At 65.6% G+C, this 25,151-nt stretch carries 26 protein-coding genes; 13 read left to right on the forward strand and 13 right to left on the reverse strand.

The genetic code is table 11. The annotated features are described in order from the left end of the window. Positions 1 to 59 precede the first annotated feature (59 nt). Positions 60 to 1,337, reverse strand: a complete 1,278-nt coding sequence (locus tag DSD28_RS06570) for a 4-aminobutyrate--2-oxoglutarate transaminase (RefSeq protein ID WP_119255582.1) — start codon at positions 1,335 to 1,337, stop codon at positions 60 to 62. Positions 1,338 to 1,539: 202 nt separating this feature from the next. On the opposite strand from DSD28_RS06570, the gene DSD28_RS06575 reads away from it, so the two are divergent. Further along, complete coding sequence (locus DSD28_RS06575; RefSeq protein ID WP_119255583.1) at positions 1,540 to 2,355, forward strand: MerR family transcriptional regulator; 816 nt, start codon at positions 1,540 to 1,542, stop codon at positions 2,353 to 2,355. A gap of 3 nt (positions 2,356 to 2,358) precedes the next feature. Here DSD28_RS06575 and DSD28_RS06580 read toward each other — a convergent pair whose 3' ends face one another. After that, positions 2,359 to 2,667: a ribbon-helix-helix domain-containing protein gene (locus DSD28_RS06580; RefSeq protein ID WP_119255584.1), complete on the reverse strand. Its 309-nt coding sequence runs from the start codon at positions 2,665 to 2,667 to the stop codon at positions 2,359 to 2,361. Between the two features lie 212 nt (positions 2,668 to 2,879). On the opposite strand from DSD28_RS06580, the gene DSD28_RS06585 reads away from it, so the two are divergent. From DSD28_RS06585 to DSD28_RS06595, 3 genes are all read left to right on the forward strand, one after another. Continuing rightward, on the forward strand, positions 2,880 to 3,275 hold the full coding sequence (locus DSD28_RS06585) for a VOC family protein (protein WP_119255585.1): 396 nt from the start codon (positions 2,880 to 2,882) through the stop codon (positions 3,273 to 3,275). A 56-nt stretch (positions 3,276 to 3,331) separates the two neighbouring features. Further along, positions 3,332 to 3,862, forward strand: a complete 531-nt coding sequence (locus DSD28_RS06590; RefSeq protein WP_119255586.1) for a gluconate 2-dehydrogenase subunit 3 family protein — start codon at positions 3,332 to 3,334, stop codon at positions 3,860 to 3,862. Between the two features lie 83 nt (positions 3,863 to 3,945). Then, positions 3,946 to 5,517: a GMC family oxidoreductase gene (locus DSD28_RS06595; protein WP_119255587.1), complete on the forward strand. Its 1,572-nt coding sequence runs from the start codon at positions 3,946 to 3,948 to the stop codon at positions 5,515 to 5,517. A gap of 112 nt (positions 5,518 to 5,629) precedes the next feature. Here the strand turns inward: DSD28_RS06595 and DSD28_RS06600 are convergent, their stop codons facing one another. Continuing rightward, positions 5,630 to 6,532, reverse strand: coding sequence for a DMT family transporter (locus tag DSD28_RS06600; protein WP_119255588.1), 903 nt, complete (start codon positions 6,530 to 6,532; stop codon positions 5,630 to 5,632). A 153-nt stretch (positions 6,533 to 6,685) separates the two neighbouring features. On the opposite strand from DSD28_RS06600, the gene DSD28_RS06605 reads away from it, so the two are divergent. Continuing rightward, positions 6,686 to 8,467: an IlvD/Edd family dehydratase gene (locus tag DSD28_RS06605; protein ID WP_119255589.1), complete on the forward strand. Its 1,782-nt coding sequence runs from the start codon at positions 6,686 to 6,688 to the stop codon at positions 8,465 to 8,467. A gap of 6 nt (positions 8,468 to 8,473) precedes the next feature. On the opposite strand, the gene DSD28_RS06610 is transcribed toward DSD28_RS06605, so the two are convergent. Next, positions 8,474 to 9,352 carry a DMT family transporter gene (locus DSD28_RS06610; protein WP_245424768.1) on the reverse strand — a complete coding sequence of 293 codons (879 nt, stop codon included), beginning with the start codon at positions 9,350 to 9,352 and terminating at the stop codon, positions 8,474 to 8,476. A gap of 248 nt (positions 9,353 to 9,600) precedes the next feature. Between DSD28_RS06610 and DSD28_RS25790 the strand changes: the two genes are divergently transcribed. Then, positions 9,601 to 9,762 (forward strand): hypothetical protein, encoded by a 162-nt coding sequence (locus DSD28_RS25790; RefSeq protein ID WP_162911275.1) that lies wholly within the window; start codon positions 9,601 to 9,603, stop codon positions 9,760 to 9,762. A gap of 6 nt (positions 9,763 to 9,768) precedes the next feature. Here the strand turns inward: DSD28_RS25790 and DSD28_RS06615 are convergent, their stop codons facing one another. Then, positions 9,769 to 10,443 (reverse strand): AprI/Inh family metalloprotease inhibitor, encoded by a 675-nt coding sequence (locus DSD28_RS06615; protein WP_205536181.1) that lies wholly within the window; start codon positions 10,441 to 10,443, stop codon positions 9,769 to 9,771. Positions 10,444 to 10,601: 158 nt separating this feature from the next. Here DSD28_RS06615 and DSD28_RS06620 point away from each other — a divergent pair, with 158 nt between their 5' ends. Continuing rightward, positions 10,602 to 10,781, forward strand: coding sequence for a hypothetical protein (locus tag DSD28_RS06620; RefSeq protein ID WP_119255592.1), 180 nt, complete (start codon positions 10,602 to 10,604; stop codon positions 10,779 to 10,781). A 57-nt stretch (positions 10,782 to 10,838) separates the two neighbouring features. Here the strand turns inward: DSD28_RS06620 and katG are convergent, their stop codons facing one another. Further along, complete coding sequence (gene katG, locus DSD28_RS06625; RefSeq protein ID WP_119255593.1) at positions 10,839 to 13,013, reverse strand: catalase/peroxidase HPI; 2,175 nt, start codon at positions 13,011 to 13,013, stop codon at positions 10,839 to 10,841. A 166-nt stretch (positions 13,014 to 13,179) separates the two neighbouring features. On the opposite strand from katG, the gene DSD28_RS06630 reads away from it, so the two are divergent. Together DSD28_RS06630 and DSD28_RS06635 are read left to right on the forward strand one after the other, a co-directional pair. Next, the gene (locus tag DSD28_RS06630; RefSeq protein WP_119255594.1) at positions 13,180 to 14,091 is read left to right on the forward strand and encodes a hydrogen peroxide-inducible genes activator; all 912 of its coding nucleotides are present in this window, start codon (positions 13,180 to 13,182) and stop codon (positions 14,089 to 14,091) included. Positions 14,092 to 14,157: 66 nt separating this feature from the next. Next, on the forward strand, positions 14,158 to 15,084 hold the full coding sequence (locus DSD28_RS06635; RefSeq protein WP_119255595.1) for an aldose 1-epimerase: 927 nt from the start codon (positions 14,158 to 14,160) through the stop codon (positions 15,082 to 15,084). Between the two features lie 44 nt (positions 15,085 to 15,128). Here DSD28_RS06635 and araH read toward each other — a convergent pair whose 3' ends face one another. From araH to DSD28_RS06650, 3 genes are all read right to left on the reverse strand, one after another. Next, the gene (gene araH, locus DSD28_RS06640; protein ID WP_119255596.1) at positions 15,129 to 16,079 is read right to left on the reverse strand and encodes an L-arabinose ABC transporter permease AraH; all 951 of its coding nucleotides are present in this window, start codon (positions 16,077 to 16,079) and stop codon (positions 15,129 to 15,131) included. After that, on the reverse strand, positions 16,076 to 17,608 hold the full coding sequence (gene araG / locus DSD28_RS06645; RefSeq protein ID WP_119255597.1) for an L-arabinose ABC transporter ATP-binding protein AraG: 1,533 nt from the start codon (positions 17,606 to 17,608) through the stop codon (positions 16,076 to 16,078). Before araG ends, araH begins: the two co-directional genes overlap by 4 nt. A 66-nt stretch (positions 17,609 to 17,674) precedes the next feature. After that, the gene (locus tag DSD28_RS06650; RefSeq protein WP_119255598.1) at positions 17,675 to 18,658 is read right to left on the reverse strand and encodes an arabinose ABC transporter substrate-binding protein; all 984 of its coding nucleotides are present in this window, start codon (positions 18,656 to 18,658) and stop codon (positions 17,675 to 17,677) included. Between the two features lie 220 nt (positions 18,659 to 18,878). Here DSD28_RS06650 and DSD28_RS06655 point away from each other — a divergent pair, with 220 nt between their 5' ends. Continuing rightward, positions 18,879 to 19,616, forward strand: coding sequence for a FadR/GntR family transcriptional regulator (locus DSD28_RS06655; RefSeq protein WP_413251204.1), 738 nt, complete (start codon positions 18,879 to 18,881; stop codon positions 19,614 to 19,616). Between the two features lie 11 nt (positions 19,617 to 19,627). Continuing rightward, the gene (locus DSD28_RS06660; RefSeq protein WP_119255600.1) at positions 19,628 to 20,404 is read left to right on the forward strand and encodes an SDR family oxidoreductase; all 777 of its coding nucleotides are present in this window, start codon (positions 19,628 to 19,630) and stop codon (positions 20,402 to 20,404) included. Positions 20,405 to 20,438: 34 nt separating this feature from the next. On the opposite strand, the gene DSD28_RS06665 is transcribed toward DSD28_RS06660, so the two are convergent. Genes DSD28_RS06665 through DSD28_RS06680 form a run of 4 tightly spaced genes read right to left on the reverse strand, consistent with a single transcriptional unit; the run spans position 20,439 to position 22,182 of the window. Then, a complete protein-coding gene (locus tag DSD28_RS06665; protein ID WP_119255601.1) occupies positions 20,439 to 20,699 on the reverse strand; it encodes a hypothetical protein in 261 nt (86 codons plus the stop codon). A gap of 5 nt (positions 20,700 to 20,704) precedes the next feature. Then, the gene (locus DSD28_RS06670) at positions 20,705 to 21,043 is read right to left on the reverse strand and encodes a hypothetical protein (protein WP_119255602.1); all 339 of its coding nucleotides are present in this window, start codon (positions 21,041 to 21,043) and stop codon (positions 20,705 to 20,707) included. Positions 21,044 to 21,075: 32 nt separating this feature from the next. Then, on the reverse strand, positions 21,076 to 21,570 hold the full coding sequence (locus DSD28_RS06675; protein WP_119255603.1) for a hypothetical protein: 495 nt from the start codon (positions 21,568 to 21,570) through the stop codon (positions 21,076 to 21,078). 33 nt (positions 21,571 to 21,603) lie between these two features. Then, the gene (locus DSD28_RS06680; protein WP_119255604.1) at positions 21,604 to 22,182 is read right to left on the reverse strand and encodes a LysE family translocator; all 579 of its coding nucleotides are present in this window, start codon (positions 22,180 to 22,182) and stop codon (positions 21,604 to 21,606) included. A 143-nt stretch (positions 22,183 to 22,325) separates the two neighbouring features. Here DSD28_RS06680 and DSD28_RS06685 point away from each other — a divergent pair, with 143 nt between their 5' ends. Then, on the forward strand, positions 22,326 to 23,207 hold the full coding sequence (locus tag DSD28_RS06685; RefSeq protein ID WP_162911277.1) for a LysR family transcriptional regulator: 882 nt from the start codon (positions 22,326 to 22,328) through the stop codon (positions 23,205 to 23,207). Positions 23,208 to 23,272: 65 nt separating this feature from the next. Further along, the gene (locus tag DSD28_RS06690; protein ID WP_119255606.1) at positions 23,273 to 25,141 is read left to right on the forward strand and encodes an FUSC family protein; all 1,869 of its coding nucleotides are present in this window, start codon (positions 23,273 to 23,275) and stop codon (positions 25,139 to 25,141) included. Positions 25,142 to 25,151 lie beyond the last annotated feature (10 nt).

Genomic DNA, 25,151 nt, shown 5'->3' on the forward strand with positions numbered 1-25,151 from the left:
GGAGCCTATGCCCCGGGTGTTGCCTTGAAATAAAGTCGTTCGGTCTCTTGCGCCGCCGGTCAGGCGGCGCGGGCCTCGACCATCGCCGCTTCGAGGATGTCGAGCGCTTCGGCGAAGACCTCGTCCTGGATGGTGATCGGCGCGAGGAAACGGATGACGTTGCCATGCACGCCGCAGGTGAGCAGGATCAGGCCCTTTTCGAGGGCTTTCAGGCGGACCTTGTTGGCGAAGTCGGCGCTCGGTTGCTTCGTGGTGACGTCGTTGAACTCGACGGCGTTCATGAAGCCCGGGCCGCGGATGTCGACGATTTCCGGCACCTTGTCCTGCAGCGAGGCCAGGCGCTGCTTGAGGCGTGCACCGAGATTTTCGGCGCGGTTGCACAGGTCCTCGTCCTTGATGACGTCGAGCACGGCATGGGCCGCCGCAACGCCGAGCGGGTTGCCGGCATAGGTGCCGCCGAGGCCGCCCGGGCCGGGGGCGTCCATGATTTCCGCGCGGCCGGTGACGGCCGCGATCGGGAAGCCGCCGCCGAGGCCCTTGGCCATGGTCATCAGGTCAGCCGCGATGCCGTAGTGCTCCATGGCGAAGAGCTTGCCAGTACGGGCAAAGCCGGTCTGCACCTCGTCGGCGATGAGCAGGATGCCGTGCTGGTCGCAGATCTCGCGAAGCGCCTTCATGAAATTGACCGGGACGGGATAGAAGCCGCCTTCGCCCTGCACGGGCTCGACGATGATCGCAGCGACGCGGTTCGGATCGACGTCGGCGGCAAAGAGCTTCTTCAGGACGCCCAGCGACTGCTCGACGCTCGTGCCGTGCATCTCGACGGGGAAGGGCGCGTGGAAGACGTCGCCCGGCATGGCGCCGAAGCCGACCTTGTAGGGCACGACCTTGCCGGTCAGCGCCATGCCCATGAAGGTGCGGCCGTGGAAGCCGCCCGAAAAGGCGATGACGGCCTGGCGGCCGGTGGCGGCGCGGGCGATCTTCACGGCGTTCTCGACGGCTTCCGCGCCGGTCGTGACAAAGATCGTCTTCTTGGCGAAGTTGCCGGGGGTGATGGCGTTCAGGCGCTCGGCGAGCTCGACATAGTTCTCGTAAGGAACGACCTGGTGGCAGGTGTGCGTGAAGCGGTCGAGCTGCTTCTTGACGGCCTCGATGACGCGCGGATGGCGGTGGCCGGTATTGACCACGGCGATGCCGGCGGCGAAATCGATGTAGCGGTTGCCTTCCTTGTCCCAGATCTCGGCGTTTTCCGCGCGGTCGGCGTAGATCTGCGTGGTCATGCCGACGCCGCGGGAAATGGCGGCGTTCTTGCGGTCTGTCAGAGGCGTGGCGGTCATGGCGCTGTTCCTGGATCTGGAGGCTTCGTTTCGCTGGGCTTGCATTAACTTACATTTTTTCTGCAAGTCTCATGTGGAATTCCTACATTTTTTCTGCAAGAATGCAACGGCATTCTACGCGCGCAATGCGACGGATTTTCCAACCGGCCGGCGCGCCCGGAATGTTATACGAAGGATAATAAAGAATCAGGGATTTGGCGCGATGGGTTCCGGCGAACCGGTGCATTACAAGGTGGCGGAAGCCGCGCGGCTTGCCGGCGTTTCGGCCTCCACGCTGCGCCTGTGGGAAACGCAGGGGCTCGTCGTGCCCGGCCGCTCGGAAACGGGGCACCGGCAATATAGCGCCGAAGACGTGACCCGGCTGAAGCGCATCGCCTGGTACCGCACGGAACGTGGCCTCAACCCCGCCGCCATCCGCGAGGCATTGGAGGCCGAGGAGCCGACCGCCGATACGGGAGCCTCGGAGGGCGATGCGCCTCAGGGCGTCGGGCGCAAGCTGCGGAGCCTGCGCCATGCCGCTGGCAAGACGCTCGAACAGGTCGCAGGCGATATCGGCATCGCGACCTCGATGCTCTCCACCTTCGAGCGCACCTCGTTAGGCGTGACCTTCCGCGTGCTGCATGACCTTGCCGATTACTATGGCACGACCGTCTCGAAGCTCTCCGGCGAGGAGGAAGAGGACAACCGCTCCGTCGTCCGGGCGGGGGAGTGGAAATTCTGGCCCGAGACGTCTCCGGGCGTCACCGTGCAGGTGCTGGCGGACGGGCGCAACATGATGGACTGCCACCGCTTCGTGCTGGCGCCCGGCGCGTCGAGCGACGGCGCCTACACGCATGATGGCGAGGAATTCGTGCACGTGCTTTCCGGGCAGGTCGAAATCGTGCTCGACGGCCATGAATTTCACGACCTCGGCCCCGGCGACAGCCTCTATTTCTCAAGCTGCCGCCGCCACGCCTGGCGCAATCGCCACGATGGCGAGACCGTGCTGATCTGGATCAACACGCCCCCGACATTCTAGGCTTCATTCCGCCGCGACGATATGGAACTCCCGCGGCTGGTCGCCCTTGGCCGCCCCGCCAATAATGTAGATGAGACAGCTCGTCCGCAGCAGCGAGGCGAAGTTCGGCACCGAACCGTTGATCTCCAGCGCCTCGTCATAGAGCGTCGAGAGGAAACGGGAGGTCGACATTCCCTGGCTTGCCGACATCTCGTCGATCAGGTCCCAGAAGGCTGCCTCGATCTGAATGCTCGTCGAATGCCCCCCGATTCGCACCGAACGGTTGACGGGCCGGTAGCGTTGCGGATCCTGGCCCGCAAAGACCTCACACATGGCATATCCTCCAGTCGTGTTTTTATGATGCGATTATGCGGTGGGGGCCGGCTTTGGTCAAATCATCCCGTAGCGGCGAAAAGCACGCAAAATCCTTCGTTTAAAACTCCGGAAATGAAAATCAGCGTGCGGTAGCGGGCTGCTACCCGCCCCCGCCGATCCGGGCGCAAACTTCCTCCTACAAGTCGAACTGCAAGCAGGGGAAGGCCAGCGTGGCAAAGACCATTCATTCCATGATCCGTGTCCTCGACGAGGGGCGTTCCGTGGATTTTTACGGCAAGGCATTCGGCCTCGCCATCGCCGACCGGCTCGATTTCGAGACCTTCACGCTCGTCTACATGAGCAATGCGGAAAGCGAATTCGAGCTCGAGCTGACGATCAACAAGGGCAGGACCGAACCCTACGACCTCGGGGACGGCTATGGCCATCTCGCCGTCTCGGTGGCCGATCTCGACGGCGAGCACGCGCGCCTTGCGGCTCTCGGCTACACGCTGGGCAAGATCGTCGAGTTCAATCGCGACGGCGGCCTTCTCGCCCGCTTCTTCTTCGTCACCGATCCGGATGGCTACAAGATCGAGGTCCTGCAACGGCACGGCCGCTTCAAATGAACGGAGCCGCGGCCGGAGGAGGCCGCCGCTCTCAGATGCAATGGGAGGAACGTGACATGACGACCATCTACGAGCAGCGCCCCGGGCTTTCCCGGCGCGAGCTTCTCAAGCGCGGCACGCTCGGCGCGGCGCTCATCATCACCGGCAATGCGGTGATCAGCCCCGACCGGGCCTGGGGCATGGAGACGACGGCCCTCAAGCCCGAGGCCATGGCGACCCTCATCAAGCTTGCCCGCGACATCTACCCGCACGACGCGGTCCCCGACCGCTTCTACGCCATCGCGGTCAAGGGGCACGAGACCAAGGCCGGCACGGACGCCAAGCACAAGGAACTGATCGAGGCGGGCATCGCCGATCTCGACAAGCGGGCGGGCGAGGGCGGCTATCGTGGCCTCGGCTGGGAAGACGACCGCGTGAAAATCTTGCGCGACATCGAGACGACGCCCTTCTTCCAGGCGGTGCGCGGCGATCTCGTCGTCTCCTTCTATAACCAGAAGGAGCTCTGGCCGCATTTCGGCTACGAGGGCGAATCCTATTCCAAGGGCGGCTATATCGCCCGCGGCTTCAACGACATCGAATGGCTTTGACGGCGGTCTGACGGCCCCGCGCCGGAGGAGGCGCGGCCGCAGGGCGTCCACGACGCCGACCGCACATGTTTCGGGAGGAAACCATGGCAGCTCCTTATGATCTCAACGACGACGGCGTGGTCGTCATCATCGGCTCGGGTGCCGGCGGCGGCACGCTGGGCAACGAACTGGCGCAGAAGGGGATCGACGTCGTCATCCTGGAAGCCGGTTCACGGATCGAGCACGAGGACTTCATCAACGACGAATGGGACAGCTTCGCCCAGCTCGCCTGGCTAGACCATCGCACGACCGGCGGCGGCTGGCGGGTCGCGAAGGACTTTCCCAACCTGCCGGCCTGGATCGTCAAGGCCGTCGGCGGCACCACGACGCATTGGGCCGGCGCGTCCCTGCGCTTCCAGGAGCACGAGTTCAAGACGCTGACCCATTATGGCAAGGTCGAGGGCGCCAACCTGCTCGACTGGCCGCTGACGCTCGCCGAACTGGAGCCGTATTACGCCAAGGCCGAGGACAAGATGGGCGTGACGCGCACCAACGGCATTGAGGGCCTGCCCGGCAACAACAACTTCAAGATCCTGAAGGCCGGCGCGGACAAGCTCGGCTACAAGGAATGTCACACCGGCAACATGGCGATCAACTCGGCCGATCGCGATGACCGGATGAGCTGTCAGCAGACCGGCTTCTGCTTCCAGGGGTGCAAGTGGGGCGCCAAGTGGTCGACGCTCTACACGGAAATCCCGAAGGGCGAGGCGACCGGCAAGCTGGAGATCCGCCCCAACTCGCATGTCGTGAAGATCGAGCACGACGACAGCGGCAAGGTGACGAACGTCGTCTATGCCGACAAGGACGGCAAGCTGCACAGCCAGAAGGCCCGCATCGTCTGCGTCGCCGGCAATTCCATCGAGAGCCCGCGGCTGCTGCTCAATTCCGCATCCGGCAAATATCCGGACGGGCTTGCCAATTCCTCGGGCCAGGTCGGCAAGAACTACATGCGCCACACGACCGGCTCGGTCTATGCCGTCTTCGAGAAGCCGGTGCACATGTATCGCGGCACCACCATGGCCGGCATCATTCGCGACGAGGCGCGGCACGATCCCTCGCGCGGCTTCGTCGGCGGCTACGAGCTGGAGACGCTCTCGCTCGGCGTGCCCTTCATGGCCGCGTTCCTCGATCCGGGCGGCTGGGGCCGTTCTTTCGCCTCCGCCATGGACAGCTATGCCAACATGGCCGGCCTCTGGATCGTCGGCGAGGATCTGGCGCAGGAGCAGAACGCGGTGAAGCTGCATGGCGAGCTGAAGGACCAGTACGGCATGCCGATCCCGGACGTGTGGTTCACCGACCATCCGAACGACGTTGCCATGCGCGACCATGCCTACAAGCAGGGGCAGGCGCTCTATGAGGCCGTCGGCGCGACCCGCAGCTTCCCGACGCCGCCCTATCCCTCCACGCACAATCTCGGCACCAACCGGATGAGCGAGAAGGCCGAGGACGGCGTCGTCAACAAATGGGGCCAGACCCACGACATCAAGAACCTCTTCGTCTCGGACGGCAGCCAGTTTACCAGCGGCGCGGCGGAAAACCCGACGCTGACCATCGTTACGCTCGCCATCCGCCAGGCCGACCATATCGCCAAGGAAATGGCCGCCGGGACGATCTGAGGTCCATCGCAATCCTCCCCGGCCGCTCCGGCGGCCGGTGACCGCGCGCGGCCGATCGAGCCGCGCCAACTGGGGCCGGCCCTGGCCGGCCACCTTTTCGCGCAGACGCGTTTCAGCCGGCGCGGCGCTTCAACTGCTGTTCGCGGAAGAAGATGAAGAGGCCGGACGCCACGATGAAGCCGGCGCCGACCAGCATGGCGGTCCGGGGCGCATCGCCGAAGAAGATCCAGCCGAAGACCACCGCCCAGAGCAGCATCGTATATTGCAGCGGCACCACGGTCGCCGCGTCGGCGAGCTTCAGCGAGCGGTTCACCAGCATGTGCGCGCTCATCGCCACGATGCCGAGAAGGCTGAGCAGGCCGAAATCGAGCGGCTTGACGGGCGTCCAGCCGGCCGGATCGGCAAGGCACCAGATGCCGGCGAGGATGGCCGCGCCGGCGACCTGCCAGAACACCAGCGTCGTATCGGGCGTCGTCCGCAACGAGCGGCCGAGCACCATGGCGAGGCCGAAGGCCATGCTGCCGGCAAGCGCGATCAGCGCGGGCAGGGTGAACGTGTCCTTCGACGGCGACAGCGCGATGAGGACCCCGACGAAGCCGACGATAATGGCGGTCCAGCGCCGCCAGCCGACTTTCTCGCCCAGCATGAGCGGCGAGAGCGCGGCGACGTAGATCGGCGCGGCGAGCCAGTAGGTCATGGTATCGGCGAGCGGCATATAGGCGACGGCGAAGTAAAAGCCGGACGCCTCTATGGCGAAGAGGGTGGTACGCAGGATATGCAGCTTCGGCCGATCGACGTCGATCAGCCGCCGCCAGCCCATGCGCCAGAAGAAGGGCATCAGCACGACGAGCGCGGCAAGGCTGCGGATCAGCATGAGCTGGCCGACGGAATAGGTGGAGACCAGCCATTTGCCGAGCACGTCGTTCAGCGAGAACATGACCATGCCGAGCAGCATCAGCATGACGCCGAGACGGGCGGAGCCGGAATGAGGGGAGGAAGCGGCGATGTCGGTCATGGCGGGCGCTCGATGTCTTGGGACCCGAGGGCTGTGACATATTCCGGCAGGCCGATCCAGTCAGCAATTTTGATAGCTGCATAAACCGCGCGCCGGTTGATCCGGGCGGAGAGGGGTGGAAGACTGTGCCCGATATCTGCAAGGGTTCTTTCGATGACGAATGAGAAGACAGGACGCCGGCTGCGCTCGCAGGACTGGTTCGACAACCGCGACCATATCGACATGGCGGCGATCTACCTGGAGCGCTTCATGAACTACGGCATCACGCCGGAGGAACTGCGCTCCGGCAAGCCGGTGATCGGCATTGCGCAGAGCGGCAGCGACCTGACGCCCTGCAACCGCCATCACATGGAGCTCGCAAAGCGCGTGCGCGACGGCATCCGCGATGCGGGCGGCATTCCCATCGAGTTCCCGACCCATCCGATCTTCGAGAACTGCAAGCGTCCGACCGCCGCGCTCGACCGGAACCTTGCCTATCTCGGCCTCGTCGAGATTCTCTACGGCTATCCGCTCGACGGCGTCGTGCTGACGACGGGCTGCGACAAGACCACGCCTTCCGCGCTGATGGCGGCCTCGACGGTCGACATCCCGGCCATCGTGCTGTCCGGCGGGCCGATGCTCGACGGCTGGCACGATGGCGACCTCGTCGGCTCGGGCACGGTCATCTGGCGCTCGCGCCGCAAGCTGGCGGCGGGCACCATCGACGAGGACGACTTCCTCGCCGCCGCGATGGATTCGGCGCCCTCCATCGGCCATTGCAACACGATGGGCACGGCCTCGACCATGAATGCGCTGGCCGAAGCGCTCGGCATGTCGCTGACGGGCTGCGCCGCCATTCCCGCCGCCTATCGCGAGCGCGGGCAGATGGCTTACCGCACCGGCAGGCGGGCGGTGGAGCTGGTGCTGGAGGATGTGCGCCCCTCGCATATCCTGACGCGCGCCGCATTCCTCAATGCCATCCGCGTCAACTCGGCCATCGGCGGGTCGACCAATGCGCAGCCGCACCTGATGGCGATGGCCAGGCACGCCGGCGTGGCGCTGGAGCCGGAGGACTGGCAGGCTTACGGCTACGATATCCCGCTGCTCGCCGACGTGCAGCCCGCCGGCCGCTTCCTCGGCGAGCGGTTCCACCGGGCCGGCGGGGTGCCGGCGATCATGCGCGAGCTGCTCGACGCCGGAAAGCTCGACGGGACCTGTCCCACCGTCACGGGCCGTACCGTCGCGCAGAACCTCCAGGGCCGTGCGGCGACGGACCGCGAGGTCATCCGCCCCTATGGCGCGCCGCTCAAGGAGCGGGCCGGCTTCCTCGTGCTCAAGGGCAACCTCTTCGACTTCGCGATCATGAAGACCTCGGTAATCTCCGACGAGTTCCGCAAGCGCTATCTCAGCGAGCCGGGGCGCGAAGGCGTCTTCGAGGGACGGGCCGTCGTCTTCGACGGTTCGGAGGATTATCACCGGCGCATCAACGATCCGGCGCTCGGCATCGACGAGCGGACGATCCTTGTCATAAGGGGCGCGGGGCCGCTCGGCTGGCCGGGCTCGGCGGAGGTCGTCAACATGCAGCCGCCGGATCATCTTCTCAAACGCGGCATCACCAGCCTGCCGACCATCGGCGACGGGCGCCAGTCGGGCACGGCGGACAGCCCGTCGATCCTCAACGCCTCGCCGGAAAGCGCCGCGGGCGGCGGGCTCGCCTGGCTGCGCACCGGCGATGTGATCCGCATCGATCTTGCAGAGGGCCGCTGCGACATGCTGGTGGAGGAAGCGGAGATCGAGCGGCGCAGGGCGGACGGCATTCCGCCGGTGCCGGCGGATGCGACGCCGTGGCAACGTATCTACCGCAAGACCGTCACCCAGCTTTCGGACGGTGCCGTCATCGACGGCGCGGCGGATTTCCGCAAGATCGCGGAGACGCCGCCCCGGCACAACCATTGACGAGCGTCATCCCCGGCGGGCGACGAGGATGCCGGCCAGTACGATCGCCCCGCCGACCGCCTGCAGGATGCCGACCGGCTCGGCCAGCAGGATCCAGGCGAGGATGGCGGCCACCACCGGCTGGAGGAGCAGTGTCAGAGAGGAAAAGGCCGTCGGCAGGTAGGCGAGGGCATAGGTGACGAGGCCCTGCCCGCCGACATGGCTGATGAAGGCAAGGCCGATCAGCATCGCCCAGCCGAAGGCCGCCGTCGGCAGCATGGCGCTTTCGAAGACAAGCGCGACCGGCAGCATGCAGATGGCGGCCGAAAGCGTCGTCCATACCATGATGCGCAGTGTGGAGAAGCGCGAGCGCACGTGGCCGAGCGCCAGCATGTAGCAGGCATAGAAGAAGGCGGCGACGATGGCCGTCGCATCGCCCGCAAGCTGACCGCCGCCGATGGCCGCCGGCCCGCCCTTCAAAACGATGACGCCGACCAGCGCGATCGCCAGCCCGGTGAGGAAGACGGGCGTGATGCGCGTGCGGAAGAACAGCCAGGAGCCGAGTGTGACGAAGACGGGGGCGAGGTTGGTCAGCAGCGTCGCATTGGCGACGGAGGTCATGTGCAGCGAGAGATGCCAGGCGGCAAGGTCCGCCGCGAGGAAGAGGCCCGGCAGCAAGAGGATAAGATAATCGCGCAGGCCGGCCGGCGTTTCGCCGCCTTCCTTCGCCACCTTCGACATGACGTAGAACGGCAGGAGCGCCAGCGACACGCGCCAGAACGCGGTGGCCATTGGCCCCACTTCGGAAAGCCGCACGAAGATCGGCGATCCGCCGATGGCGACACCTCCGGCGATGAGGGCGATGAGGGCGAGGCGGGCATGACGGGAGGCGGAAATGGGGGACACGGCAACAGTCCGGCTATCGGGATCGCCGGCTGAGCTATCAGACCGCGACCGCCAGAGCCAGATGGGCGCACGGGTTTCGATAAAAAACTTTCCGCGGCGGTTTCTTTGTCCGTCGGAAAGGCAAGGCATGGCTCCTCGCGATCCGCGCTTGAAGGGGTGGCGGGGATGGAGGATATTTCTAATGTCCCCGCTTGTCGGCCCGGCTCCAAACCCCTAAACCGGCGGCGGGCTTTGCGACGGAGGGCGCCTTGGACGACAACAATGTTCTGAAGTTCGAACGCCGGAAGCCGAAGCCGGAGAACAAGCCCGCATCGCCCGGACCGAAGAAGGGGCTGATCTGGCTCGCCGTCGTCGTGGTGATCGTCCTCGTCTGGGCCTATTACCAGTTTCTTGCGCCGCAGAGCCTCTGACGGCATCTATTCGCCCTGAATGGCTCCCGGGCCGAAATAGATCGGCCCTGCGTCTTCCTCCGCGGTGAAGGTAAAGCCGTCCGCCGGGACCATGGTCAGGATGACCTTGTCCTTCTTCGTCAGAAGGTCGAGCTTGCCGGCGGCGAACCGCCATTTCGCCCATCCCTTGCCCTTCCAGCGATCCGGGCATGCGCCGGCCTGTTCGAGCGTCCCGCCGGTCGACGAGCGGGCGCTGACGGCAAAGCCGCAGGCTTCGGCATCGTTCGCGCCGCTGAGGGTGAAGGTCCCGTCCAGCAGTTCTTTCAGCGATTGCGGTTCCTGCGGCGCGCCGCGGTCGAGCGAGACCTGACGGCCGTCGTCGAGCGTTGCGCCATAGGACCCATCCCCGCTTTTGGACAGCGCGATGACCGTCTTGCGCAACGGGTCGATGAAGGCGATCCCGTCGTCGCGGAGGGTCCAGGCGGCGACGTCACCGAACGGGAAGTTGCGCAGGCAGGTCGCGGAGATGTCGACGCCCGCGCCGCCGATCGCCCCTTCGGTCCCGAGCGTCACGCGGCAATAGGGGTCGCCCTCGGAAACGCCGGAAAAGGTCCAGTCGCCGGCGAGCGGCGTTGCCCAGTCGACCGCATCGTCCGCCAGCGCCGGCCCGCAAAGGCCGACGGCGAGCACGACGGGCAGCATTCTCCTGCGAAACTTCATGGAACGTGCCATTCGACCGAACCCCGCGTGATCGCTCTTCGCGCATAAGGTGCAGGCGATTTCCGGCATTGGCAAGCGGGACATGGGAACCGGCCTTCGGCCGGCACGTTAAGCCCGCGACCTTGAAAGGAGGCAGGCAGATGGAAAGACAGGCTGAAGCAGCGAAGGGCAAGGAAAAGGGCGGCCGGGACGAGACGAAACCCGGCACCATCGTCGCGGGGCCGGAGGCCCATGCACGGGAAAAGGGCGGTCAGGACCCTTCGGCTCCCAAGCCGGGATCAGCGAAGGATACGGCGAAGAAGCAGGCGGGTCGGTCCTAGCAGGATGGTGAACTGCCTTCCCCCGCGGGCGGGGGAAGGCGTTTTCGGATGGGTTGGTTATGCCGCCAGATCGAAGCGATCGGCGTTCATGACCTTGGTCCAGGCGGCGACGAAGTCCTTGACGAACTTCTCCTTGCTGTCGTCCTGGGCATAGACTTCCGCATAGGCGCGCAGCACCGAGTTCGAACCGAAGACGAGATCGACGCGGGTTGCCGTGTACTTTGCCACGCCGGTCTTGCGGTCGCGGATTTCGTACAGGTTGGCGCTGGTCGGAATCCACGAGTAGTTCATGTCGGTGAGCGTCGTGAAGAAGTCCGTCGTCAGCGCGCCGACCCGGTTCGTGAAGACGCCGTGCGCGGTGCCGGCATGGTTCGTGCCGATGACGCGCAGGCCGCCGATGAGCGCCGTCATTTCCGGTGCCGTCAGGCCCATGAGCTGGGCGCGGTCGAGCAGCAGCTCTTCCGGGCTCACCACATAGTCCTTCTTCTGCCAGTTGCGGAAACCGTCGGCGAGCGGCTCGAGCGGCGCGAAGCTGTCCGCGTCGGTCTGCTCGGCGGTGGCATCGCCCCGGCCCGGTGCGAAAGGCACGGTGACGTCGAAGCCGGCGGCCTTCGCGGCCTGCTCGACGCCCCAGTTTCCGGCCAGCACGATGACGTCGGCAAGGCTTGCGCCCGAGGCCGCGGCGATCGGCTCGAGGACGGACAGAACGCGAGCGAGGCGCGCCGGTTCGTTGCCTTCCCAGTCCTTCTGCGGGGCGAGGCGGATGCGCGCGCCGTTCGCGCCGCCGCGGTAGTCGGAGCCGCGATAGGTGCGGGCGCTGTCCCAGGCCGTGGCGACGAGGTCGGCCGGCGAAAGGCCGGACGCGGCGATCTTCGCCTTGACGGCCGAGACGTCATAGCTAGTGCTGCCGGCCGGGATCGGATCCTGCCAGACGAGCTCCTCTGCCGGAACGTCCGGGCCGACATAGCGGGACTTCGGACCCATGTCGCGGTGGGTCAGCTTGAACCAGGCGCGGGCGAAGGCATCCGAGAAGGCGGCGAAATCGTTCATGAAGCGTAGCGAGATCTCGCGGTAGATCGGGTCCACCTTCAGCGCCATGTCGGCATCGGTCATCATCGGGATGGTGCGGATCGAGGGGTCCTCGACGTCGACCGGCTTGTCCTGCTCGGCGATGGTGATCGGCGCCCACTGCGATGCGCCGGCGGGGCTGTGCGTCAGCGTCCACTCATGCTTGAAGAGCATTTCGAAGAAGCCGTTGTCCCACTTCGTCGGCTCGGAGGTCCATGCGCCTTCGATGCCCGAGACGACTGTGTCGCGGCCGATGCCGCGGCCGTGGGTGTTCATCCAGCCGAGGCCCTGGAATTCGGGGCCGGCGGCCTCCGGATCGGGGCTGAGGTTACTCGCCTTGCCGTTGCCGTGCGACTTGCCGATGGTGTGGCCGCCGGCCGTCAGCGCAACGGTCTCCTCGTCGTCCATGCCCATGCGGGCGAAGGTCTCGCGCATCTGCGCGGCCGTCGCCATCGGGTCGGACTTGCCGTTGACGCCTTCCGGGTTGACGTAGATGAGGCCCATCTGCACGGCGGCAAGCGGGTTTTCCAGCGTCGCGGGATTGGCGACGTTGCCGTAGCGGCCGTCGCTCGGGGCGAGCCACTCTTTCTCGTTGCCCCAGTAGACGTCCTTTTCCGGCGCCCAGATGTCCTCGCGGCCAAAGGCGAAGCCGAAGGTCTTCAGGCCCGCGACGTCATAGGCGATGGTGCCGGCGAGCGCGATGAGGTCGGCCCAGGAGATCTTGTTGCCGTATTTCTTCTTGATCGGCCAGAGCAGGCGGCGGCCCTTGTCGGTGTTGACGTTGTCCGGCCAGGAGTTGAGCGGGGCGAAGCGCTGGTTGCCCGTGCCCGCGCCGCCGCGGCCGTCCGCCGCGCGATAGGAGCCGGCGGCGTGCCAGGAGACGCGCGCCATCATGCCGACATAGCTGCCCCAGTCGGCCGGCCACCAGTCCTGGCTGTCGGTCATAAGGGCGCGCAGGTCCGCCTTCAGCGCTTCCACGTCGAGCTTCTTGAGCTCTTCGCGATAGTTGAAGTTCTTGCCCAGCGGATTGGTCTTGGTGTCGTGCTGGTGCAGGATGTCGAGGTTCAGCGCGTTGGGCCACCATTCCATGACGGAGTTGCCGAGAGCGGTGGCGCCGCCGTGCATGACCGGACACTTGCCGGTCGTCGTCGTCTTCGTATCCATTTGGTCCTCCAACGGATTTTCTTCGAGCTATGGACACTGGAAGGGCTTTTGCGGGCACGCCTCTTGGGTCGGCGGCGCCGAAAACGTCTTCCGAGTGGCCCAGAACTAGCAAACCTCTTCCATAAATTCCAATTGTAAAACCTAAAGGCTGCGATATGCTCAGGTTATGATTGGCCTCTCCATGAAACACCTGCGCTATTTCGATGCGCTCGCCCGGCTCGGCCATTTCGGCCGGGCCGCGGAAAGCTGCGCCATTTCCCAGCCCGCGCTGTCCGTGCAGATCCGAGAGCTGGAGGATCTGGTCGGCGCGCCGCTGGTGGAAAGGGGCGGGCGCCGCATCCGCCTGACGGGGCTCGGCGAGGAATTCGCCGGCCGGACGCGGGCGATCCTGCGCGCCGTCGACGAGCTCGGGGATCTCGGCCGCGCCTCGCACGGGCCGTTCTCCGGCCGTCTTCGGCTCGGCGTCATCCCCACCATCGCGCCCTATCTCCTGCCGGGGGTCATCAAGGCGCTGACGCGGCAATATCCCGAGCTCGATCCGCGGCCGCGCGAGGCGATCACGCACCGGCTGATCGAGGACCTTGCCGAAGCCAAGCTCGACGCGGCCATCGTGGCCCTGCCGGTGTCCGAGCCGGCGCTCGAGGAGGTGCCGCTCTTCGAGGAGGAATTCGTGCTGGTGCGGCCGCCGGAGGACGCGGGCAAGCCCGTGCCCAGTTCCGACAGGCTGCACGAGATGCGGTTGCTGCTGCTGGAGGAGGGGCACTGCTTCCGCGAGCAGGCGCTGTCGCTCTGCAACATCACGCCGTCCTCGACGCGGGAACTGATGGAGGGAAGCTCGCTCTCGACGCTTGTCCAGATGGTCGGCGCGGGCATCGGGGTGACGCTCATCCCGCAGATGGCCGTCGAGACGGAAACGCGCTCCGCCTCGGTCTGCATCTCGCGCCTTGCCGAGCCGCGCCCGACGCGACGGATCGGCATGGTCTGGCGCAAGACGAACCCGCTTTCCGCCCAGTTCACCCGCATCGCCGAAATCGTCCGGCAAACCGGGCTGGAGAAACAGGTTTGCGCCCAGTTATGAAGGGCAGAGGCGAGGCGCGATGCCAAGTCGGCCCCCTGTTCATTCAACGACGAATGGTCACATAAAATGACGCAGCACTCAGAAAGGACCGTCACCGGCGCGTCGGATACGGCGGTCTCGCTTTCCAACGGCAGGGCGCGCATCACCGTGCGGCCCGATCTCGGCGCCGGGCTGACGGCGTTCGACGTGCGGCATGACGACGGTTGGCAGCCGATCTTCCGGACAGTCGATCCCGGGACGATGCATCCCTTCGCCCTGTCCAATATTCTGCTCGTGCCCTTTTCCGGGCGCGTTTCCGGTGGCGGTTTCTCGTTCGACGGAGAATTTCATGCTTTGCCTTGCAACATGGAGAGCGAAGCCTATCCGCTCCACGGCAGCGGCTTTTCGGCCGCGTGGCATGTTGCGTCGGAGGGGGCGGATTTCACGAGCCTCGCGCTCTCGGCGGAAGGGCCAGGGCCATTCCGTTTCGATGCGACGGTGACCTACCGTCTCATCGATGCCGGGCTCCTCATGACGCTCGACGTCACCAACCGCGCCGCCATCCGGCTGCCTTATGGCCTTGGTTTCCATCCCTGGTTCGTGCGCGATGCGGATACGACGCTCGCCGCCCCGGCCACGGACGTCTGGCTGGAGCAGGCCGATCATCTCCCGAAGGGCCGCGAGCCCGTCGCCATGCATCCGGACATGGATTTCAACCACCCCCGGCTTCTTCCTGCCCGATGGATCAACAACTGGTTCGACGGCTGGGACGGCAAGGCGCGGATCGTCTGGCCGGGAAGGGGGCTGGCGGCGGATATCGAAGCGAGCGGGGCGCTGAACCGCTATGTCGTGTTCTCGCCCGCCGCGGATGCGGACTTCGTCTGTTTCGAGCCGGTGACGCATCCCGTCGACGCCTTCAACCTGCCCGGCGAGCCGTGGGATCATGGGCTCAAGGTGCTGGAACCGGGCGAATGCCTCGGCGTCTTCATGCGCATCACGATCCATCTCGTATGATGAGAATGCAAGGGCGGAAGCCCTTGCAAGATGGGTGAGGCCTGTCAGGTCCGCCGGCCGGCGGCTGCCGAGCGGAGGTTGTCGAGCAGCACGGCGAGCAGCAGGATGAGGCCGCGCACGACATATTGGTAGAATGCCTGGATGTTGAGGAGATTCATGACGTTCTCCGCAATGCCCATGATGAGCACGCCGACGATGACGCCCGTCATGGCCGCCCGGCCGCCGGCAAGCGAGACGCCGCCGAGCACGCAGGCCGAGATGACCGAAAGTTCGAGGCCCGTGGCGGCATTCGGCTGGCCCGAGGTGATGCGCGAGGCGAGCAACACGCCGGCCACTGCGCAGACGAAGCCCTGCAGCGCGAAGATCCAGATGCGCATGTTGGAGACATTGACGCCGGCAAGCCGCGAGGCCTCGGGATTGCCGCCGATCGCCAGCGTGTTCTTGCCGAAGACCGTGCGGTTCAGCACGAAGCCGAAGATGACGAAGAAGACGGCCATGACCCAGATCGGTGTCGGGATGCCGAGGAATTTCGACAGGGCAAGCTGGTAGAAGCCGGGATCGTTGATGCCGACGGCACGGCCGTCCGAGGCGATCAGCGCGAAGCCGCGCACGATCTGCATGGTGGCGAGCGTCGTGATGAGGGCGTTGATGCGGAAGCGGGCGATGACCACGCCGTTGATGAGGCCGACCGCCCCGCCGCACAGAAGCGCGGCGACGAGGCCGACGACGATCGAGCCCGAGGCGTTGGAGGCCATGACGGCGATCATGCCGGAAAAGGCGACGGTCGAACCGACCGACAGATCGAAGTCGCGCGAGGCGAGGCAGAACATCATCGTGCAGGCGACGATGCCGATGGTGACCACCGATTGCAGCAGGCCCAGCATGTTGCGCTCGGTCAGGAAGTTCGGAACCGTGAGCGCCACGATGGCGAAGGCGATGGCGAAGATGACGACGAGGCCCTGCTCGCCGAGGAGGAGTTTTTTCAAGGACGTCATCGCGACTGGACCTGCTGTGTTGGAAGTTCGCTGGCATTGGCCACATCGGGAAGAGCGGCGGCAAGGATACGGCGCTCGTCGAAATCGGCACGCTCGATATCGGCAGCCACCCGGCCCTGACACATGACGATGATGCGGTCGGTTATGCCCATCACCTCGGGCAGTTCGCTCGATATGACGACGATCGCCATGCCCTGGCCGGCAAGCTCGTAGAGGATTTCGTAGATTTCCGACTTGGCGCCGACATCGATGCCGCGCGTCGGCTCGTCGATGATGAGGACTTTCACGCCCTGTTCGGAAAGCCAGCGGCCGAGGATGACCTTCTGCTGGTTGCCGCCCGACAGATTGACGATGTCCTGCTTGCGCGAGGGCGTGCGCACGCGCAGCTTGGCGATGAAGCGCTCGGCCAGTTCCGCCTCCTTCTTCGGCTGGAGGATGCCGAAGGGGGAGAAATGGCGGCGCGAGGAGATCGCCATGTTCTCCTCGATATTGCGGCCCTGCACGATGCCGTCGAACTTGCGGTCTTCCGGGCAGAGCACGATGCCGGCGCGGATGGCGTGCGGCGGACTGTCGGGCACGACTGCCCGGCCATCGACGCTGACGGTGCCCTGCAGGCGGCTGTCGGCACCGTAGACGAGGCGCGCCATCTCGCTGCGGCCCGCGCCGATAAGGCCGAAGAAGCCGAGAATCTCGCCCTGGCGCACGGAGAAGCCAATCGGGTTGCGCAGCTTGCGGCCGGCAAGGTCCTTGACCTCCAGCCGCACGGCACCCCGCTGGCGCGGGCGAAAACCCCAGATGTTGGAAATCTCGCGGCCGACCATTTCGGCGATGATCTGCTCGCGCGTGATCTCGGCAATCGCGGGGTGATGGGCGGCAAGCTTGCCGTCGCGCAGCACCGTGAGGCTGTCGCACAGGCGGAAGATCTCGTCGAGGCGGTGCGAGACGTAGAGGATGACCTTGCCCTGCGCGCGCAGGCGGTCGATCAGCGCAAAGAGGATTTCGCTTTCGCGCGAGGAAAGCGAGGAGGTGGGCTCGTCCAGCGCGATGACGCGCGCATCGGCCATCACGGCCTTGGCGATCTCCACCATCTGGCGTTCGCCGATCGAAAGCGAAGCGACCTTGGCGGTGGGGTCGATGTCGATGCCTATCTCCGCCAGCTTCTCCTTGACCGCACCGACGAGGCGCGTGCGGTCGATGACGCCGACCCTGCCGGGAAAGCGGCCGAGCCAGAGGTTTTCGGCGACCGTCAACTCGGGCACGAGCTGGAGTTCCTGATGGATGACGATGACACCGGCCTCGAAGGCATCCCGCACGGAGCGGTAATGCTGCGCCTTGCCGTCGATGAGGATCTCGCCGGCATCGGCGGACTGATCGCCGGAGAGCACGCGGATGAGGGTGGATTTACCCGCGCCGTTTTCGCCCATCAGGCCATGCACGGCGCCCTTCTTCACGCAGAAGGAAACGTCGGCGAGCGCCTGCACGCCGGGATATCCCTTGGATATCGCCCTGAATTCGAGAAAGTCCGTCATGTCAGCACCCCGAAAGAGGCCCGGCGACTGTGCCGCCGCCGGGCTGAGGTCATCCTCAGAGGATGATTATTCGATGCCGAGGTCCTTGCGAACCGTTTCGTAATTGTCGCGCAGCGCGATCTGGCCGGCGGTCAGGATCAGCTTTTCCGGTTCCTTGCCGTTGGCGACCCAGTCATACATGTTGAGCGCGGTCTCGTAGCCGTGGCGCTTCGGCGAAATGATCACGGTGCCGAAGAAGCCCGTGGCCGCGGGCTTCTTGAACTCGTTGATCGCCGAGTCCGCCCCGCCGATGCCGACGCCGATCATGCTGTCGGCGGCAATGCCGACGCTTTCGGTGGCGCGCACCGCGCCGAGGACGGCTTCGTCATTGAGGCCCACGGCGACCCAGTGCTTGATGCCGGCATTCTTGTTGAGAACGACGGTCGCGGCATTGAGGGCGGCTTCCGTATCGGTCTTGGCCTGGGGCGCGTCGAAGATGTTGGCTTCCGGGAAGCCGGCGGCCTTCAGCACGGAGAGTGCGCCCTCGACACGGTCGACGGCCGTCGGGAGCTGGTCGTAGGAGACGCGGATCGCGCCGACGTCCTTCATGTCCCAACCGCGCTTCTTGATCTCGTCGACGATCGTCTGGCCGACGGCCTCGCCGATCTTGGTGGCGGAAATGCCCATATGCGGCACGTCCTCGATCGGGCTGCCATCGGCGTTCACGAGGCGGTCGTCGACGGTCATCAGCTTGAGATCGTTGGCGGCGGCCTTGGCGACGATGCCGGGGCCGAGCTTGACGTCCGGCGTGCAGATGATGAAGCCCTGGGCGCCCTGCGCGCCGAGATTGTCGATGGCCGACTGAACCTTCTCGCCGTCTTCCGCGCCGATCTTGACGAGGGTGAAGCCCTTCTCCTTGGCGGCGACGTCGGCGAATTTCCATTCGTCCTGGAACCACGGCTCTTCCGGCTGCTTCACGATGAAGCCGATCTTGGCGTCGGCGGCGAAGGCGGAGGTTGCGGCGAATACGGCGACGGTGCCAGCCAGGATGGCTGCCTTGATAAAGCCCATTGTCTCTCTCCCAAAACAACTGCGTCTGCAGTGATCTTGGTGTAGGGTTTTTCATCATATCCGTCAATTGTCTTTGTATGATGAATTGAATATCGATGTATGATAGTGATGTCGGATCGACGCGAAACCGGCCGTCGCCAGCGCGGCTGAAACCGGTTAATGCATCGCAGGCTGAGTGGGATGGAGAATGGTCGTGCAGCAACAGAGTGAGCGCCCGGATATGTCCGAAGGCGAGGGGAGCGTGCGCCGGCCCCGGGTGCAGAAGAACGTGACGCGGACGATCGCGACCGATATCTGCGCGGATGTCTTCCCGGTCGGCGCCTTCCTGCCGACGGAGAACGAGCTGTGCCTGCGCTACGGCGTCAGCCGCACGGTCATCCGGGAATCGCTGAAGATCCTGGAATCCAAGGGGCTTGTGCGCGGGCGCTCGCGCGTCGGCACGGTCGTCTGCCCGAAGGAGGAGTGGAACATCCTCGACCAGCAGGTGCTGGAATGGATCGGTCCGCGCATCTTCGAACTCGATCTCCTCAACTGTGTGCTGGACGCCCGCCGCGCCATCGAGCCCTTCGCCGCGGAATTCGCCGCCGAGCGGGCGACGCTGCAGGAGGTCGCCGAGATCGAGCGCGCCTGGGAGGAGATGCGCGATGCGGAGGGAGACCTCGAAGCCTTCACCAAGGCCGATGTCGCCTTTCACGCGGGGCTCCTGAAGGCGAGCCACAACCAGGTCTTCATGCAGCTCGCCAGCATCATCCGGGCGGCGCTGGAATTTTCCCTGCACACCTCCAACGAGGCGGCGGATGCGCGCGGCGAGGCGGTGGAAATCCACAGGCAGCTCGTCGAGGCGCTGCGCCTTCGCGACAGGCAAGCCGCCCGCGAATGCTCGCGCCGCATGCTCGACATCGCCGCGCGCGACATCGCGATCGCCGTCCGCAATCATCCTTCGTCGAACGGCCGCTGAGGAGAACCGACATGGCAGGACGTCTCGAAGGCAAGCGGATCGTCGTCACCGGCGCGGCGCAGGGCATCGGCCTTGCCATGGCCGAGGCCTTCCTTGCGGAAGGGGCGGGCCTCTTCCTGATCGACCGCGACGGCGGCCTGCTTTCCGCCGAGACGGAGCGCCTGCGCGCGGCCGGCGGGCGGATCGGCCATGCGGCCGCCGATATCACCGATATGGCGGCCATCGAGAGTGCGGTGGCGGCCGCGGCGCTGGAGATCGGCCGGCCGAACGCGCTCGTCAACAATGCCGGCGTCAATGTCTTCTCCGAACCGCTGAAGCTTTCCGATGCCGACTGGCAGCGCTGCCTCGACATCAATCTCAAGGGCGCCTGGAATTGCAGCCGCGCGGTGCTGCCGGGCCTGATCGAGGAAGGTGGCGGCGTCATCCTCAACATCGCCTCCACCCATGCCTTCACCATCGTTCCCCACAGCTTTCCCTATCCGGTTGCCAAGCATGCCCTGCTCGGCATGACCAAGGCCCTCGGCCTCGAATATGCCGGGCAGGGCGTGCGGGTGAACGCGCTGGCTCCGGGCTATGTGCGCACGCAGAAGGTCGTGGACTACTGGAACAGCTTCCCCGATCCTGCGGCAGCCGAGGCGGAGACCCTGAAGCTCCATCCCGGCGGGCGCATCGCGACGCCGGAGGAAATCGCCAAGGCGGCGCTCTTCATGATCTCGGACGAATGCCCGTTCATGAATGCCACCTGCCTGACGGTCGATGGCGGGATGACGGTGCTGCACCATCCCTGAGCGGTGCGCGCGGAAACGGGCCCTTCGTCCGGGATTACGCCCGGCTCCTGCGGATCGCCCTGACCAGCCGAAACACGGCGAAGGCGGCGCAAAGGACATACAGGCCTCCGCCGATGAACATGATGCCGTAAATGCCGGCAAAGAGTTCGCGATCCTCCCGGTAGACATCCGTTGCGGGCGGGGCGGGCGGATAGACGAAGGCGGCGATCACCTCGCCGATCCCGTATCCGGCAAAGAGGCAGACCGGCACGAGGAGGATAAGGCTGGCGACGAAGATAGCGACCGGTTTCAGCATCGCGTCTACCTCCCAAAATCGGTGAGCGTATCGAGGGTGAATCGCTCGGAATCTGCCCCGCACCGATGCCAGCGCATCTCGGCATTCGCCTCGCTGCGGCGCCCGTAGCACCAGTTCCTCTCATTGAGCGCGACACCGTAGATCGTCATCGCCTTGCAGGCGACGGCGATCCGGACGTCTCCGCTGGGATTGTGCAGGCAGATGTCTCCTGCATCGTCATAGAGTTTCTTGAGCTGATCGTCGCTTTCGGTCGCCCGCGGAAACAGCTTTTCCGCGGCGGTGGCTGGAACTGCGGTGTACAGTCCGGCAACGAAGAGGGGCATTGCAAGCAGCAGCCGGTTCATGTCTTCCTCCTTGGCGTCATAAGTGGGAACCGTTACCCGGTGGGCCGGAAGCATGTGGCCAGTCTGGCGACCACGGCCTCGTAGGTCTTCGCCTCGTCCAACGGATATGTCAGGCGGAAGACGTGAAGGCTGTCGATATCATCTTGCCCATTCGGTCTCAGCAGGGCCTTGGCATAGAAGACCCTGCCGTTCTCGCGGCCGGAGATGACGGCCCAGTTTTCTTTTGCTCGGTGATAGCTGACGACGGCATCCGGGCTGTCGAGGTCCGAGACGATGGCGTCGGCGGTCTGCTCCATCACGTTGTAGCCACCCCAGACCCGCAATTCGGCGCCCGATTTCGCGGAGAACACGCGGCCATCGCCGTTATCGGCCTCCGGCTGGGCAGCAAGGAGATCGGCCGGATAGCAGATGCTGTAGCCGAAGCGGACATTGGTGTAGGTCTTCCATTGGTGATCCGCCGCCATGGCGGGCATGCTCGTCGGCAGGACGGCGAGCGCCGCGGCGAAGGCGTGTGTCGAGATGTTCATCCGTTTCCTCCCATGTTCATGGCCGGGCTTGCCTCACAGGATACGCAACATGATGGCAAGGCTGAGCCCGACGAGGATGCAGCCACTGATCCGCGAGACCCAAAGACCGGAGCCGGGCGTGGAAACGAGCGGTGCGGCGAGGGACGCGATACCCACCGAGGCGAGGTCGCCCAGCGAGAAAGCGCCGTTGACGATGACCCCCAGCAGCAGGAACTGGAGCCAGTCCGGCGTCGTCGCGGCGGGATCGACGAACTGCGGCAGGAAGGTCAGGAAGAAGAGCGCGGTCTTCGGATTGAGGACCTCGACCACGATACTGTCGTGCAGGACCTTCCTTTGCCTCGAACGCGTTTCGGTTTCCGCCCGCGCTCCGGGCGGAACGATCATCCGGCCACCCAGCCAGAGCATATAGAGCGCGCCGGCCGTCCTGACGGCTGTATAGAGCGCGGGCGCATGATGGAGGAGGGCGGCAAGGCCGATGGAGGCCCCGGCTATGTGGATATAGCAGCCGAGATGGATGCCGAGGGCGGCCATCAGCCCGGCCCGGTGGCCGTGGGCAAGGGTCTGTGCCGACATGTAGAGAATGGCCGGCCCGGGCATGCAGGCGAAGGCCATGGTGGCGAAGGCGAAGGGTATCCAGCTTTCCAGTGACACGGCGGTTGACCTCCCGTTTTGCCGGCGGGGCAAGTCAATCAGCCTTTATTGATCATGAGAAACGATTTATCATCATGTCATTGATGACGGAACGAGGTGGATCGATGTTCGACATCGTGCTGCTGCGGACATTCGAAACGGTCGCCTGCCTGTCGAGCTTCACGAAGGCGGGGCAGCAGTTGAACCTGACGCAATCCGCCGTCAGCGCCCATATCCGGCGACTGGAGGAACAGGCGGGCACCGCCCTTTTCGAGCGCAGCACCCGCACGGTCGCCCTGACGCCGCAGGGACAGGCGCTGCTCGGCCATGCGCGGGCGATCCTGCGCCTGAGCGAAGAAGCCCGGACCCTGATGCGGGGAAGCAGCAACGCGCTTCACCTGCGCATCGGCGCATCCGATGATCTGACGAGCACATGGCTGCCCGCGGTGCTGCGGAAATTCCAGGATTCCCGCACGGCAAGGACGCTGGAAGTCCATATTTCCAACACGGCGGTGCTGCTCGAGAGCATGGACAAGGGCGAACTCGACCTGATCGTCGGCTGCCGCTGCCGGGGCGACCAGCCCGGTATGCATCTGTGGAACGAGCCGCTCCGATGGGTGCTCGGAAGGACCCCGCTCGATGCCGAGACGCCCATTCCCATTGCCGTGTTTCCCGAACCGTGCCCCTACAGGGACGCCGCCCTTGCCGCGCTCGCCGCGCAGAACTGCACGTGGAGGATCACCAGCGTCAGCCCCAGCCTCGGCAGCCTGACGGCTATGGCCGCTGCAGGGCTTGCGGTCACCCCGCTGAATGCCAGTTCGATCCCGGCCAACCTGCAATCGTCGTCGGGCAATGCGCAATTGCCGCCTTTGCCCGATGTCGAATTCGTGGCCCATGTGCGGCCCGGCCTGCCGGAAGAAACCATGCTCCTGACGCGTGCCGTCATCGAATGGATCACCGCCAACAGGCCGCAGGTCGCCGCGCCGCGTCACCTCCGGAAAACCTGAACCATGCGATTGTTAATCCGCAAGAGGCGAACTAGTTTCGGCCTGCCGAACCCGCCGGAATTTTCATGCCCGATCCGATTGCAAAACCCGATCTTCCATCGCCAGCGGCGCGCGTGCTCCAGCTGCGCTCGCTGTTCGCCCTGAACAAGCCGGGTGCCCGGCGCTGGCCGTTTGCGCTGCGCGCAGCCCTTGCGATGGGCGTGCCTGCTGCAATCGGCTGGGCGGCGGGGGACCTGCCGGCGGGACTGATGGCGACGATCGGCGGCTTCACCGCCGTCTACGGCAACGACCGGCCGTTCCTGAACCGCGCCTTTCATCTTGGCGCGATCGCGGTGTCGTTCGCGCTTGCCGTGATGATCGGCGTGGTGGCGGGCGGCACGGAGTGGCTGACCGTTCCGGTGGTCACTTTGCTCGCGACCGCTGCCGCCTTCCTGTGCAGCGCGCTGAAAGTCGCCCCGCCGGGGGCCTATCTCTTCACGCTTGCGGTCGCGGCCGGCACGGCGATGGGGGCGGAGCACCTGTCCTGGTGGCATGTGGGCACGCTCGTCCTTGCCGGCGGGGCCTTCGCCTGGGTGCTGCATATGGCGGGGGCGATCCTTGCCCCGCGCGGGCCCGAGGTTCTGGCCCTCAAGGCGGCGGCCCGCGCGGTCGGCGATTTTCTCGCCGCGGCGACGACGCCGGGCGGCGATGCGGCGCGGCATCAGGCGGCCATCGCGCTGCATCTCGCATGGACGGTGCTGGTCAGCCAGCAGCCCGTGCAGCCTCGCCCGAACGGAACCCTGTCGCGGCTGCGCGCCGAGGGCCGGGAACTGCACATGATCTTCGCCGAGGCGATCAATGCGGTGGGAGCGGGCGAACCGATCCCACAGGCCAATGTCGAGCGCGTGCGGGCAATTGCCCGGCAGGGGGCGATGCCGGTGGACGTCACCAATCCCGGCCATATCCCGCTCGGCCGCGTCAGCGGCTGGCAGCTCCTGAAGGAGGGTGCGCGCCCGGGCGCGCAGGCATTCGAGATCGGCCTGCGGGTGGCGGTGGCCTCGGCGGTGAGCGGGCTCTTCGGCTGGTTGACGAACATCGAGCATGCCTACTGGATCACCGCCGCCGCCGTGCTGATGCTCTACCAGGGCCTCGACCGGGCGACGATGCTGCAACGGGGAATCCAGCGGGTCGGCGGCACCCTGATCGGCACGGTCCTCGCCGGCGTCGTCCTGTATCTTCATCCCGAAGGACTGTGGTTCGCGGCCACGATTGCCCTCCTCCAGTTCATCATCGAATTGCTGGTGCTGCGCAATTACGGGCTCGCGGTCGTCTTCATCACGGCGATTGCCCTCACTATCGCTTCCGGCGGTCATCCGGTGGCCGATATTCCCCATCAGGTCTGGGTTCGCGCGGAAGATACCTTTCTCGGCTGCGCGATCGGTGTCGCGGCGTTCCTGCTTCTGGCGAAACGGGGAACGAAACGGGCGATCTCGCAGGAATTGTTTCGGACCTGGGGGGCGATCGATCTGGTCGCCCAGCATCTTGCGACCGGCGATGCCGATACGACGAGCGTGCGCGGTGCCCGGCGCAACCTGCAGCATCACATAATCCTGCTGCTGCAAAGCTACGATGCGGCGGCCGGAAGCGGTGCGGAAAGCCGCGCCACGACGGAACCGCTCTGGCCCGCCGTCGTCGCCACCCAGCGCCTCGCCTACCGCCTGCTCGCCGCCGGCTGGCGGATCGAGGCCGCATCGGCGACAGGGGAAAATGCCGCTCTGGCGGAAGAACTGTTCGGCAAGGAGGGCGCAGCGCAACTGCACGCCTGCCTCGCCGGGATCGTCAATGCCTTTCACAATGGCACCGCACCGCCGCCCGATCCCGAGGTTCCGGCCTTTCTCGAAGCGGAAATCCGCTTGCTGGGCAGCTCGATCGTCTTCCCGTCCAGCCGGGCGTGACGGAAAGACG

This window comes from Shinella zoogloeoides (genome assembly GCF_003574625.1).
GTDB lineage: Bacteria > Pseudomonadota > Alphaproteobacteria > Rhizobiales > Rhizobiaceae > Shinella > Shinella zoogloeoides_A.